This window comes from Rhodococcus sp. JVH1 (assembly GCF_000280725.2).
Classification (GTDB): Bacteria; Actinomycetota; Actinomycetes; order Mycobacteriales; family Mycobacteriaceae; genus Rhodococcus_F; species Rhodococcus_F jostii_A.
The window spans coordinates 2,672,316-2,685,810 of record NZ_CP166289.1 but is presented as its reverse complement, the minus strand read 5'-3'; the positions used below and the strand labels follow the sequence as shown (position 1 = coordinate 2,685,810).

Annotated in this window: 13 protein-coding genes; 9 read left to right on the top strand and 4 right to left on the bottom strand. The window is 69.0% G+C overall.

Annotation, left to right across the window (positions count from 1 at the left end; translation table 11 throughout):
• Window positions 1–6: 6 nt before the first annotated feature.
• Window positions 7–654: an MBL fold metallo-hydrolase gene (locus JVH1_RS12140; protein WP_009477891.1), complete on the bottom strand. Its 648-nt coding sequence runs from the start codon at window positions 652–654 to the stop codon at window positions 7–9.
• A gap of 131 nt (window positions 655–785) precedes the next feature.
• Between JVH1_RS12140 and purS the strand changes: the two genes are divergently transcribed.
• Window positions 786–1,025: a phosphoribosylformylglycinamidine synthase subunit PurS gene (gene purS / locus JVH1_RS12135; RefSeq protein ID WP_005244409.1), complete on the top strand. Its 240-nt coding sequence runs from the start codon at window positions 786–788 to the stop codon at window positions 1,023–1,025.
• Window positions 1,022–1,699, top strand: coding sequence for a phosphoribosylformylglycinamidine synthase subunit PurQ (purQ, locus tag JVH1_RS12130; protein ID WP_009477892.1), 678 nt, complete (start codon window positions 1,022–1,024; stop codon window positions 1,697–1,699). The genes purS and purQ overlap by 4 nt, the downstream gene beginning before the upstream one ends.
• Before the next feature lie 45 nt (window positions 1,700–1,744).
• Here the strand turns inward: purQ and JVH1_RS12125 are convergent, their stop codons facing one another.
• Entirely contained in the window at window positions 1,745–2,038 is a 294-nt protein-coding gene (locus JVH1_RS12125; protein ID WP_009477893.1) for a WhiB family transcriptional regulator, read from the bottom strand.
• 57 nt (window positions 2,039–2,095) lie between these two features.
• Window positions 2,096–2,743: a HemK2/MTQ2 family protein methyltransferase gene (locus JVH1_RS12120; protein WP_009477894.1), complete on the bottom strand. Its 648-nt coding sequence runs from the start codon at window positions 2,741–2,743 to the stop codon at window positions 2,096–2,098.
• 196 nt (window positions 2,744–2,939) lie between these two features.
• On the opposite strand from JVH1_RS12120, the gene malQ reads away from it, so the two are divergent.
• Complete coding sequence (gene malQ, locus JVH1_RS12115) at window positions 2,940–5,045, top strand: 4-alpha-glucanotransferase (protein WP_009477895.1); 2,106 nt, start codon at window positions 2,940–2,942, stop codon at window positions 5,043–5,045.
• 9 nt (window positions 5,046–5,054) lie between these two features.
• Here the strand turns inward: malQ and JVH1_RS12110 are convergent, their stop codons facing one another.
• Entirely contained in the window at window positions 5,055–5,645 is a 591-nt protein-coding gene (locus JVH1_RS12110) for a TetR/AcrR family transcriptional regulator (protein ID WP_009477896.1), read from the bottom strand.
• Window positions 5,646–5,739: 94 nt separating this feature from the next.
• Here JVH1_RS12110 and JVH1_RS12105 point away from each other — a divergent pair, with 94 nt between their 5' ends.
• The 6 genes from JVH1_RS12105 to JVH1_RS12080 all read left to right on the top strand — a co-directional run bounded on the left by JVH1_RS12105 (window position 5,740) and on the right by JVH1_RS12080 (window position 13,491).
• A complete protein-coding gene (locus JVH1_RS12105) occupies window positions 5,740–6,945 on the top strand; it encodes a macrolide family glycosyltransferase (protein WP_043780940.1) in 1,206 nt (401 codons plus the stop codon).
• Window positions 6,946–6,985: 40 nt separating this feature from the next.
• A complete protein-coding gene (locus JVH1_RS12100; protein WP_005244396.1) occupies window positions 6,986–7,339 on the top strand; it encodes a VOC family protein in 354 nt (117 codons plus the stop codon).
• Window positions 7,340–7,364: 25 nt separating this feature from the next.
• Window positions 7,365–8,648, top strand: coding sequence for a M18 family aminopeptidase (locus JVH1_RS12095; protein ID WP_009477898.1), 1,284 nt, complete (start codon window positions 7,365–7,367; stop codon window positions 8,646–8,648).
• A gap of 143 nt (window positions 8,649–8,791) precedes the next feature.
• Window positions 8,792–11,077, top strand: coding sequence for a phosphoribosylformylglycinamidine synthase subunit PurL (purL, locus tag JVH1_RS12090; protein WP_009477899.1), 2,286 nt, complete (start codon window positions 8,792–8,794; stop codon window positions 11,075–11,077).
• 3 nt (window positions 11,078–11,080) lie between these two features.
• On the top strand, window positions 11,081–12,850 hold the full coding sequence (locus JVH1_RS12085; protein WP_009477900.1) for an alpha/beta-hydrolase family protein: 1,770 nt from the start codon (window positions 11,081–11,083) through the stop codon (window positions 12,848–12,850).
• Window positions 12,847–13,491, top strand: coding sequence for a CPBP family intramembrane glutamic endopeptidase (locus JVH1_RS12080; protein ID WP_009477901.1), 645 nt, complete (start codon window positions 12,847–12,849; stop codon window positions 13,489–13,491). Before JVH1_RS12085 ends, JVH1_RS12080 begins: the two co-directional genes overlap by 4 nt.
• The last annotated feature ends 4 nt before the right edge of the window (window positions 13,492–13,495 follow it).

The window sequence follows — 13,495 nt, the reverse complement described above, 5'->3', positions numbered from 1 at the left end:
GGGCCGTCAGGCCACCTCGACGCTCGTCTCGCTCGGCATCGTGCGGAACTCGGTGCCCGCGGGAGCCATGTCCGAGTAGCGGCCGTAGAAGATGCCGGTGGCCTCGTTCGCGATGATCGCCTGGTGGATGGGCACCGCGACCCGCGGTGCGACGGCGCGCAGGTAGTCGATGGCCTCGGAGATCTTCAGCCACGGCGCCGCGGCGGGCAGCGCCAGCACGTCGACTTTCTGTTCCGGGACGAACAGCGAGTCGCCCGGGTGCATCAGGCGGGCGGGGTTGTCGCCGTCGCCGAGCAGGAACGCCGCGTTGTCGATCACCGGGATGTCGGGGTGGATTACCGCGTGCCTCCCACCGGTGCCGGTGACGTGCACGTCGCCGATGTCGAACTCGTCGCCGGCGTGCACCCCCGTCCACGCGCCGCCGAGTTGGGCCGCGGTCTGCGGGTCCGAGTACAGCGCCGCGCCGGGGTTCGCCTCGACGAGGGCGGGCAGTCGTTGCTGGTCGACGTGGTCGGGGTGCTGGTGGGTGACCAGGATCGCGTCCAGTCCGGTGATGCCTTCGAATCCGTGGGAGAAGTTGCCCGGATCGAAGAGGATGGTGGAACCGTTCAACTCGACGAGGACGCAGCTGTGGCCGAAGTGAGTCAGTCGCATGAAATCGAGTATGCGCCTGCATGCATGGCTCGTCCCGTTCGTCCGATGCGAACCGCAGGCAGGTAGCCCGGTAAACTTCCGGGTGCCCGGTGTTCCACTCTGGGCTCGCGCACTACTACAAGGAGCAGCACGTGGCCCGTGTCGTCGTCGAAGTCATGCCCAAGGCCGAGATTCTCGACCCCCAGGGGCAGGCCATTGTCGGAGCGCTGCCGCGGCTCGGCTTCGCTGGAGTTTCCGATGTCCGTCAGGGCAAGCGGTTCGAGCTCGAGGTCGACGGCAGTGTCGACGACGCTCAGCTCGAGAAGATCGCCGAGGCCCTGCTGGCCAACACGGTGATCGAGGACTGGACCGTGAGGCGCGTCGAAGCATGAGCGCCCGCGTCGGAGTCATCACTTTCCCCGGCACCCTCGACGACGTCGACGCCGCCCGCGCGGTGACCCTCGCCGGCGGCGAGGCCGTGAGCCTGTGGCACGGCGACGCCGACCTCAAGGGTGTCGACGCCGTCATCGTCCCCGGTGGCTTCTCCTACGGCGACTACCTGCGGTGCGGTGCCATCGCACGGTTCGCGCCCGTCATGGGCAAGGTCGTGCAGGCCGCGCAGGGCGGCATGCCCGTCCTCGGTATCTGCAACGGCTTCCAGGTTCTCTGCGAAGCGGGCCTCCTGCCCGGCGCGCTCACCCGCAACGAGGGCCTGCACTTCATCTGCCGCGACGAGTGGCTGAAGGTCGAGGCCACGTCGACGGCGTGGACGTCCCGCTACGAGTCGGGTGCCGAGATCCTCGTCCCGCTCAAGTCCGGCGAGGGCCGCTACCAGGCGTCGGAGAACGTCCTCGACGAACTCGAGGGCGAGGGACGCGTCGTGTTCCGCTACGTCGGCGACAACCCGAACGGTTCGCAGCGCGGCATCGCGGGCATCTCCTCGGCCAACGGCCGCGTCGTGGGCCTCATGCCGCACCCCGAGCACGCCACCGAGGCCCTCACCGGCCCCAGCGACGACGGGCTCGGCATGTTCTACTCCGTCCTCGACAGCGTCATCTCCGCCTGAGCCGACCGGCACCGTGTGTGGCCGCGGGCCTGCACGGTGCCGGGATCAGACGGCGACGATTCCCTCGCCGTGCTGCGTGATGCCGCGGCGTTCGGACGCGGTGAGCCCGCCCCAGATTCCGAACGGTTCGGTCACGCTCAGGGCGTGGTCCCGGCATTCGACGAGAACGGGGCAGCGCCGGCAGATCGCTTTTGCGCGACGTTCTCGGTTGCTGCGGGCGTTTCCCCGCTCGCCGTCGGGATGAAAGAACACGGACGATTCGACGCCGCGGCACAGGGCGTGGATCTGCCAGTCCCAGCTCTCGGTGTTGGGGCTGGGAAGGCGAGTGGATGACGGCATGTCGGCTCCCTCGGAGTGTCGTCGGCACGGAAAAGCGTTGTGGCGCAATATCGATTTCTACTTGACGGCGCGGATCACCACGATCTCTTCGCGGGTCTGGCCGGCCTCGATGAGTCCTCTCCGCTCGAGCATGCCTCTGCGTTCGGCCAGCACCGGTCCGAAGGGGATCTCGGCGCTCGCGGCGACGTCGACCCGCATGTTCTGTTCCTCGAGCATCGTCAGCGTCTTCTCGACTCCGCTGAGGCTGGACTGCGCCAGCAGCAGCACACCACCGGCGACCAGAACGTCGGGAGCCTGGCAACAGATTCGGTCGAGCAGTGCGCGACCGTTCTTTCCCGCGTCCCAGGCCCGCGCCGGACCGCGGTCGGGCACGGCGTCGATCATTGCCGGAACGTACGGCGGGTTGGACACGACGACGTCGAAGCGCTCGTCGCGAACCTGCTCGACGAGATCGCCGTGGATCACCCGGATGCGGTGCCCGCCGACGAGGGAATTGAGTCTGATGCTGATCGCGGCTCGCCTCGACACATCCACCGCGGTCACCCGGCCCGCACCCGCAGCGGCGGCGCGCACGCTCAGCGCACCGGTTCCCGCGCAAAGGTCGAGCACTCGGGAATGGGGTCCGAGATGCTCCGCCGCCAGGACATCGGCCAACAACTGCGTATCGTGTTGCGGGCGATAGACTCCGGGAAGGCGTAGCAGCATCGAAGACTCCTCGGTCGCCGGTCGCATCGTGGTGCGTCCACGGTGTGCCCTCGCGGACTCACCGTGGACGCCGTGCGTCTGATTACTCCACAATTACCCCGCTGGGCGCAGGGCCAATCACGCCGATGCGCTCCGACCGCGGTGGCACGGGTCGGAAGTCGCGCAGGTTCCGAGGTGACCTGGCACGATCGACGGGGTGACGTACACCGAGCAGTTGCGTGACCTCGCGGCCCGGCACGGGGTGGCGACGTCGTACCGGGGTTGGGATCAGCACCGCCGCGACGTGAGTGACGACACACTCCGCAGCGTCCTCGCAGCCCTGGACGTTCCCGCCGCAACGGAGTACGACGTGCGGCGCGCCCTGTCCGAATGCGACGCGGCACCGTGGCGACGGATGCTGCCGCCCGTCGTCGTCGGCAGGGAAGGGTCCGAGACCCGTTTCGTGGTCCACGTTCCGCACGGCGAGGCGGTGGACGTCACGATCGACTCGGAGTCGGGCGGGACGGTCCCGGCACGCCAACTCCAGGTGTGGGTCGATCCTCGGGAGGTCGACGGCGCCCTGGTCGGCCGCGCGACGTTCGTCGTCCCCTCCGACGTTCCGTGCGGGTGGCACACGCTGCGGGCTTCGACCTCGCACACGTCCTCGTCGTGCACGCTTGTGGTGACGCCGGACCGATTGTCGACGTCCGACGCGCTCAGCGACCGCCGACGCTGGGGTGTGCTCACGCAGTTGTACTCGATCCGGTCGCATCGGTCCTGGGGTGTCGGGGACTTCGGCGACCTCGCGGATCTCGCCGCGATCTTCGGTTCCGTGCACGGCGCCGACTACGTGCTGGTCAATCCACTGCACGCCGCCCAGCCCCGGCCACCGATCGAGGCGTCGCCGTATCTGCCGACCACGCGCCGCTACGTCAACCCGATGTACATCCGTGTCGAGAACATCCCGGAGACGGCGTACCTCTCGACGCGACGCCATGCGCGGATGCGCGAGGCCGCAGCGCGATTCGAGCGGGCGAACGACCGGTCCGACCGGATCGACCGCAACCCGTCGTACCGGGCCAAACTCCGCGTGCTCGAACGGGTCTTCCGGATCGAGCGCAGCCCGAGCAGGCAGCACGCGTTCGAGGAGTTCTGCCGCGTCGAGGGCGACGGACTGCAGGACTTCGCCACCTGGTGCGCGCTGACCGAGAAACTGCCGCCCGACGACCCGCGATGGACGACGCAGGCCGGTGCGCCCGACAGCGACTGGGTGCAGGCGCAGCGGCGCAAGCTCGCGCCGCGAATCGAGTTCTACTCGTGGCTGCAATGGGTATGCGACGAGCAGCTTTCCGACGCCCAGGACGCGGCGCGGGCGGCAGGCATGGACATCGGGATCGTGCACGATCTGGCGGTCGGGGTCCAGCGCGGGGGTGCGGACGCGTGGTCGCTGGGAACGGCCCTGGCAGAGGGCATTACCGTCGGCGCTCCCCCCGACGACTTCAATCAGCAGGGTCAGCAATGGAATCAGCCGCCCTGGCGACCGGATCGGCTGGCCGAACTGGGGTATGCCCCGTACCGCGACATGCTGCGCACCGTGCTGAAGCACGCGGGTGGGCTGCGGGTCGATCACATCCTGGGGCTGTTCCGGCTGTGGTGGATCCCCGCCGATGCGGAGTCGCCTGCGGACGGAACGTACGTCTCCTACGACCACGAGGCTCTCGTCGGAATCCTCGCGCTCGAGGCGGAGCGGGCGGGCGCCGTGGTGATCGGTGAGGACCTCGGGGTTTTCGAACCCGAGGTCCAGGACTACCTCGCCGAGCGCGGAATCCTGGGGACGTCGATCCTGTGGTTCGAGCACGACGGCGAGCGGCCGACACCGCCGGAGCAGTACCGGACCCTGTGCCTGACATCCGTTACCACGCACGATCTTCCGCCGACCGCCGGATACCTGGCCGGCGAACACATCGAATTGCGCTCGCGGCTCGGGCTCCTCGAACGCGACCTCGAACTCGAGAAGGAACGCGACGCCCGGCAGCGTGAGGCCGTACTGCAATTGGCGCGCGACCGCGGACTGCTGGCCGACGACGCGTCGATATCCGACACCGTGAAGGCGTTGTACCGGCTGATCAACCGCAGCCCGTCGCTGCTGACGGGTGTCGCGCTCGCCGATCTTGTGGGGGAGTACCGCGTCCAGAATCAGCCGGGCACCGACGAGACCCAGTATTCGAATTGGAAGATTCCCCTCGCCGACGCGGCGGGGCGTGCCGTACACGTCGAGGACCTGGCGGACGGCGATTTCGGGTTCGTGGGCGGCGCCCGCTGATCCCGGTCGTCAGGGTGCGAGGGCGCGCATCGCCAGGTCGACGACGGCGTCCGCGTGGTCGTGGGTGAGGGGATGGGCTCCGCTCTGCCAGCGGTAGAACATCGGCGCCATGAACAACTCGAACGCGAGGGTGAGGTCGACGTCGGGCCGCACCTGCCCGGCGTCCTGCGCGGAACGGAACCGCGCCGCGACGAACTCGAACTGCGGCTGGTAGATCCGCTCGACGATCTGTTCCTGCAGCGCGGGGTCCTGCAGCGATTCGATCGACAGCGCCCGGAACAGCGGTTCGAAATCGGGTGAGGTGAACTCGTCGACCGTGGCCCGCAGGACCAGGCGCATGTCGGCGGCGAGGTCGCCGGTGTCCGGCAGGGCCATGGCCTCCTGTGCCCCGGCCGCATTCTGTTCGTGCAGGGCGTCCACGACGAGTGCGCCCTTGGATCGCCACCACCGGTAGATGGTCTGTTTGCCGACCTTGGCGCGCGCGGCGATGCCTTCGATGCTGATCTTCCCGTAGGGCTGTTCGCGGATCAGTTCCTGCGTGGCCTGCAGGATCGCAGCGCGGGACCGTTCGGAACGGCGGGGAGTGTCGGCGGACGGCATGAACGGATCGTAGACCAGACGAGACGTATCGTCTTGACTCGACTGGAGTCGCGGGTCACTCTGTAGCGAGACGGACCGTTCCGTATCGGAAAGGATGAAGATGACCCGCTCACACATCGCCATGGTCAGCATTCCGGCGCCCGGGCACGTCAACCCGAGCCTGGAGATTCTCCGCGAACTCGTCACGCGTGGTCACCGCGTGACATACGCCAACGACGCCGCCGTGAAGGACGTCGTCGAGGGCATCGGAGCGGAGTTCACGGAGTACGCCTCGACGTTGCCGCGCGTGAACACCGCGGGTGCGACGGAGGAGTCCGGGAAGTCCTGGGACGGTGACACCATCGATCAGCTCACACTGTTCCAGGCCGAGTACGAGTCGATGCTGCCCCAACTGCGGGCGCTGTACGAGGACGACCGCCCCGACCTGTTCCTGTACGACATCGCGGGAGGACCCGCCCGCGTCCTCGCCGAGGAATGGGGCGTGCCGATCGTGCAATTGTCGCCGACGTACGTCGCGTGGGAGGGCTACGAGGACGACATGAAGTCGTTCGTGGACACGATGCGGGCGGACCCACGCGGGGCGGCACTGTACGAGCGGCAGGGGAAGTTGCTGCGGGACAACGGTGTCGAGACGGACCCGGACGAGTTCTACGGGCGCCCGGCGCGGGCGGTCGTGCTGATCGCGAAATCGATGCAGCCCAACGCCGACCGGGTGAACGAGGACGTCTACACGTTCGTCGGACCGGCTCTGCCCACCCGGCGGCCCGCCGACGGCCGGTGGCAGCGCCCTGCAGGCGCGGGGAAGGTGCTGCTCGTCTCGCTCGGCACTGCGTTCACCGATCACGCCGACTTCTACCGGCGCTGCATCGAGGCGTTCGGCGACCTCGACGGCTGGCACGTCGTCCTGCAGATCGGACAGCACGTCGACGTCGCCGAACTCGGGACCGTGCCCGGCAACGTCGACGTCCACCGGTGGGTGCCCCAGTTCGACATCCTCGGGCAGGCCGACGCGTTCCTCACCCACGCCGGCATGGGCGGGTCCAGCGAAGGAATGTTCACGGGAACGCCGATGATCGCCGCGCCGCAGGCCACCGACCAGTTCGAGAACGCCGACGCGCTCGTCGCCGCGGGAGTCGCGGTGCGAGTGGACAGTTCGGACGTGTCGGCAGCCGAGTTGCGGGACGCCCTCACGCACGTCGCCGCCGAGCCGGTCCGGCGCCGCAGCGCGGAGCTCGCCGCCGAGTTGCGTTCTGCGGGTGGAGTGGACGCCGCCGTGAGGGTGATCGAGGAGTTCCTCTGAAGCCACGAAACGTGTCGGTGGTCACGTCTACTCTGCGGGCATGGCACTCACACTCGGCATGATCACGTTCGACACCACGGATCCGGGGCCGCTCGCGAAATGGTGGGCGAAGCAGACGGCGGGCACGATCGAGCAGGAGAACGACGGCTGGTTCTACGTCGTCGCCCTACCGGATTCCGCGCAGAAGCTGGCGTTCCAGAAGGTCGGCGACCCCACTCCGGGAAAGAACCGCATCCACCTCGACCTGGCGTCCGACGACCTCGACGGCGAGGTGGGCAGGCTGAGTGCCGAGGGCGCGACGGAGGTCGCGCAGCACGAGATGGGCGATTTCCGATGGGTCACGCTCGCCGATCCCGACGGCAACCAGTTCTGCGTCTCGGGTCCCCACACGTAACAGCGGGTCCTGCATGATTGACCCCATGCCTTCCACTACGTGGGCCGACGCCCAGGGACTCTGCACCTTCGTCGATGCATCACCGTCGCCCTTCCATGTGTGCGCGACGGTGTCGATGTTGCTGACCGGCAACGGTTTCACCGAGTTGCACGAGACCGACTCGTGGCCCGGCGAGCCCGGCCGGTACTTCCTGGTGCGCGGCGGTTCCCTCATCGCGTGGAGTACCGACGGGCTGGGCCGGACGGCGCCGTTCCGCATCGTAGGCGGGCACACCGACAGCCCGAACCTGCGCGTCAAGCAGCACCCGGACCTGTCGTCGGCAGGGTGGCAGCTGGTGGGTCTCGAACCGTACGGCGGCGCGTGGCTCAACTCGTGGCTCGACCGCGACCTGGGCATCTCCGGGCGGTTGAGCGTGCGGGCCGGCAACGCGGTCGAGGAGAAACTCGTCCGCGTCGACGAACCGATCCTGCGCGTCCCGCAGCTGGCGATCCACCTGTCCGAGGACCGCAAGGGCGTCCACCTCGATCCGCAGCGCCACCTCAACGGGGTGTGGGGCGTGGGGTCCGAACGCCGCTCGTTCATCGACTTCATGGCCGACCGGGCGGAGGTGCCCGCCGACGCGGTGCTCGGGTGGGAACTGATGACCCACGATCTCGCGCCCAGCACCCTCGTCGGAACGGGACAGGACCTTGTCAGCGCGCCGCGACTCGACAACCAGGGCACCTGCTACGCGGGCACCCAGGCGCTGCTGGCGGCGGCCGAGAACCCCGGTGACCGGGTGCCGGTGCTCGCGCTGTTCGACCACGAGGAGGTGGGGAGCATGTCCGATCGGGGCGCGTTCTCCGATCTGCTGAGCACCGTCCTCGAGCGCATCGTCCTCGGCCGTGGCGGTGGTCGCGAAGAATTCCTGCAGACGATGGCCGGATCGATCTGCGCGTCCGGGGACATGGCGCACGCGACCCACCCCAACTACCCGGAGCGGCACGAGCCCGCACACCACATCGCCGTCAACGGGGGACCGGTGCTCAAGGTCAACCAGAACCTGCGCTACGCCACCGACGCGGCCGGAGCCGGCGCGTTCGCCCTCGCCTGCGACCAGGCCGGCGTGCCGCTGCAGCGGTACGTGCACCGGGCCGACCTGCCGTGCGGTTCGACCATCGGCCCGATCACCGCGTCCAGGACCGGGCTGAGCACCGTCGACGTGGGTGCTGCCCAGCTCGGAATGCACTCGTCGCGGGAGCTGATGGGCGCCCGTGACGTGCGTGCCTACTCCGACGCGCTTGCGGCCTTCCTCACACCGACGGCGTGAGGAAGCGGGGCGAGGAGCGCCAGGTCGGTACCGGAACGAGCCGCCGGATAGACTGACGTACGGCTCGTCGCCACCCGGCTTGCGCCGACCGTGACTCCCGGCTTGCCTCTCTTGACTCCCGTAGGGAAGGGACCCCACCTCCAGTGTCAGCACACCCGGTCGATACCGTCACCGCCGCCACCGCGACCCCCGACGTCGCACAGCCCTTCAAGGAACTGGGGCTGAAGGACGACGAGTACGCCCGCATCAAGGAGATCCTGGGCCGCCGCCCCACCGAGGCCGAGCTGGCGATGTACTCGGTGATGTGGAGCGAGCACTGCTCCTACAAGTCGTCCAAGGTGCACCTGAAGTACTTCGGTGAGACCACGACCGACGAGATGCGTTCCTCGATGCTCGCGGGCATCGGCGAGAACGCCGGCGTCGTCGACATCGGCGACGGCTGGGCCGTCACGTTCAAGGTCGAGAGCCACAACCACCCCTCCTACGTGGAGCCCTACCAGGGTGCGGCCACCGGCGTCGGCGGCATCGTCCGCGACATCATGGCCATGGGTGCACGGCCCATCGCCGTCATGGACCAGCTGCGCTTCGGTGCGGCGGACGCCCCCGACACCCGACGCGTCGTCGACGGTGTGGTGCGCGGTGTCGGCGGCTACGGCAACTCGCTCGGCCTCCCGAACGTCGGCGGCGAGACCGTGTTCGACGAGTCGTACGCCGGTAACCCCCTGGTCAACGCTCTGTGTGCCGGCGCGATGCGCGTCGAGGACCTGCACCTCGCGTTCGCATCCGGTGCCGGCAACAAGATCATCCTGTTCGGTGCGCGCACCGGCCTCGACGGCATCGGCGGCGTGTCCGTCCTCGCGTCGGAGACGTTCGACGGCGACGAGAGTGGCACCGGCCGGAAGAAGCTTCCGGCGGTGCAGGTGGGTGACCCGTTCACCGAGAAGGTGCTCATCGAGTGCTGTCTCGAGCTGTACGCCGCGAAGCTCGTGGTCGGTATCCAGGACCTCGGCGGCGCCGGCCTGTCCTGCGCCACGTCCGAGCTCGCCGCGGCCGGCGACGGCGGCATGCACATCAACCTCGAGCAGGTCCCGATGCGCGCCACCGGCATGACCGCGGCCGAGGTGCTGTCCAGCGAGTCCCAGGAACGCATGTGCGCGGTCGTCACCCCCGACAACGTCGACGCGTTCATGGAGGTCTGCAAGAAGTGGGACGTCCTCGCCACCGTCATCGGTGAGGTCACCGACGGCGAGCGGCTCACCATCTCCTGGCACGGCGAGACCGTCGTCGACGTGCCGCCGCGCACCGTCGCCCACGAGGGTCCCGTGTACGAGCGTCCCGTGCAGCGTCCCGCGAGCCAGGACGCCCTCGTCGCCAACACCACCGCCGGACTGACGCGTCCCGAATCGGCCGACGAACTGAAGGCCACCCTGCTGAAGATGCTCGCGTCCCCGGCGCTGTGCAGCCGCAAGTGGATCACCGAGCAGTACGACCGCTACGTGCGCGGCAACACCGTCCTGGCCGAGAACGCCGACTCCGGCGTGATCCGCGTCGACGAGAAGACGGGCCGCGGCATCGCCCTCGCCACCGACGCGTCCGGCCGCTACACGGCGCTCGACCCGTACGCCGGCGCCCAGCTGGCGCTCGCCGAGGCCTTCCGCAACGTCGCCGTCACCGGCGCGACGCCGAAGGCCGTCAGCAACTGCCTGAACTTCGGGTCCCCCGAGGATCCGGGCGTCATGTGGCAGTTCCAGCAGGCCGTCCGCGGCCTGGCGGACGGCTGCGCGAAGCTCGGCATCCCCGTCACCGGCGGCAACGTCAGCTTCTACAACCAGACCGGGTCGACCCCGATCCTGCCCACCCCGGTGGTGGCCGTGCTCGGCGTCATCGACGACGTGCACCGTCGCATCCCCACCGGTCTCGGACTGGAACCGGGCGAAACGCTGATCCTGCTCGGCGACACCCGCGACGAGTTCGACGGGTCCATCTGGTCGCAGGTCGAGCACGGCCACCTCGGCGGCGTGCCGCCGAAGGTCGACCTCGAGCGGGAGCAGTTGCTGGCCGACATCCTCCTCGCGGCGTCCCGCGACGGACTGGTGTCCGCGGCGCACGACCTGTCCGAAGGCGGTCTCGCGCAGACCGTCGTCGAGGCCGCGCTGGCCGGGGAGACGGGCTGCCGCATCCTGCTTCCCGACGACGCCGATCCGTTCGTCACCCTGTTCTCCGAGTCGTCGGGCCGCGTGCTCGTCGCGGTCCCGCGCACCGAGGAAACGCGCTTTACCGGTATGTGCACGGCCCGTAATCTCCCGTGGGTGCGCATCGGTGTGGTGGACGAGGGGTCCGATTCCGTCGAGGTCCAGGGCCAGTTCTCGGTCTCGCTGGCCGAGCTGCGCACGACGTTCGAGGGAACTCTGCCGGCATTGTTCGGGTGATGAATGGTCGAATCGGGGGCATTGGAGAGGGTTGACAGGGGGCCGCGGGAATTCTCGCGGCTGGTTGATCCTGCACTCCTCCACGGTCCCCGACTCGACCGGACCTGGCGTTTACTTCGGCTCGACTTCACCGGCATCGGGTTCGCGACGCTGTTCTTCTGCTGGTCGCTGACGCCGTCGCTGCTGCCCCGCGACTGGCTGTTCCAGGGGCTCATTGGCGGCATCAACGCCGCGATCGGTTACACGGTGGGAACGGTGGTCGGCTGGCTGGTGCGTCGCTACTTCCTGCGGCACCGGTCGTGGTGGCCGCTGCCGGAACCGTGGTCCACCGGCCTGCGCGTCGTCGTGACGGTGACGTGCGTGGTCGTGAGTCTCGTGATGCTCGCGTACTCCGCGGCATGGCAGCGTGAGATCGCCGCACTGATGGGGGCGGAGGGCACCACCACCACCGGTTACATCCGCACGGGCGGACTGAGTCTGCTGGTGGGCGCCGCGATCATCTCGGTGTGGCGGCTGTTGCGCGAACTGGTGCGGTGGATCGCGGCACGACTCATCCGGCGGTGGCGCCTCGCGATCCCGACGGCCACCACCGTCGGCATCCTCATCGTGACGGTGCTGTTCTTCCTGCTCGTCGACGGTGTTCTGATGCGCGGCGTCTACGCAGCCACGAATGCGGCGTTCAGCCTGCAGAATTCGACCACCCGCGACGGCACCGAGCAACCACTCGACCCCGAGAAGTCGGGCAGCCCCGAGTCGCGCGCGCCCTGGGACACCCTCGGGTACGAGGGTCGGAACTTCGTGTCCCGAGGCCTCGACGCCGACGAACTCACGGCAGCCAACGGCACACCGGCCAAGGACCCCATCCGCGTCTACGCCGGGCTGGAGACCGCCGAGGACCCGGACGCGCGCATGGACATCGTCATCGACGAACTCGAGCGGACCGGCGCGTTCTCGCGCACGGTCCTCGTCGTCATCCCCACCACCGGCACCGGCTGGGTCAATCCGACTGCGGCGCAGGCGATCGAGCTGGTCCACAACGGTGACACGGCATTGGTGGCCAGCCAGTACTCGTTCCTGCCGAGCTGGATCTCGTTCCTCGCCGACCGCGAGAAGGCCGCGGAGGCGGGGAAGAAACTGATCGACCGCGTGCACGAGCGGTGGTTGCAGGAACCCGAGGCGACGCGCCCCAAACTGCTGGTCTACGGCGAAAGTCTCGGCACCCAGGCGGGGGAGGGCGCCTTCGGCACGCTGAGCGACATCCGGCAGACCGTCGACGGCGTGTTGTGGGTCGGGCCGCCCAACTCGAACCGCCTGTGGGGGCAGCTGATCCAGCGCCGCGACCCCGGCACGCCCGAGGTGGATCCCGAGTACGCGGCGGGTCTGGTGGTGCGGTTCGCCGACGACTCCGCCGACATGGTCGAGGAAACCGGCGAGTGGCTGTCACCGCGCATCCTGTACGTGCAGCACCCGTCCGATCCCGTGGTGTGGTGGTCGCCCGACCTGGCGTTCACCCGCCCCGACTGGTTGAAGGAACCACCGGGCGAGGATCGTTCGCCGTCCATGAAATGGTTTCCGTTCGTGACGTTCTGGCAGGTCTCCGCCGACCTCACCAACGCCGCAGGCGTGCCGGACGGGCACGGCCACAATTACGGGACTCTCGTCCTCGACGGCTGGATCACGGTCGCCCAGCCCGAGGGATGGACGCCCGTCGACACCGAACGCGTCCGGTCCACTCTCGAATCCCTCTCCGGGACAGAGGGCCCGGAGAAGTGAGCAGGCTCGCCTCCGTTGCCGGCGCGGCGGCGGCCGTGCTGTGGAGCAACGTGGTGCTGCCCGGTTCGGGGCTCGGCCCGTACGGGCGGGCGGTCGCGGGAGGCGCGCTCGGGCTGTCGGTCGTGGGAGCAGTACGCGCCGCGGGTTATGGCATCGACGAACTCGGCCTGTCCGCGTCGAAGGCCCGGTCCGGGTTGCGGTACGGCGCCCTGGCGTCGGTGATCCCACTCGCCGGATACGTGATCACGCTGAGTGTGCCCGCACTGCGCAGGCGTGTGCCGACCGGCGACGACGTCACCGATTTCGCCGGCTGGGTGGGGTTCCGGATTCCGGTGGGGACCGTGGCGCACGAGGAACTGCTGTTCCGCAGCGTCCTGTCCGCGATGCTGCGACGGGCCTGGCCACCTGCGACGGCCCACGTCCTGCACGCCGCCACGTTCGGGCTGTGGCACGTGCGCGCGGCCCGGATCGCCGGTGACGGCGTCGCCGTGAGCGTGCTGCTCACCGGCTGCTCCGCGTGGCTGTTCGAGTGGGCGCGTCGCCGCAGCGGCAGCGTCGTAGCCCCTGCACTGCTGCACCTTTCGATCAACGTCGGTGGGGCGGTTGCCGCCGAACTCGTGCGGGCCCGCACAGTAGATTGAGCGT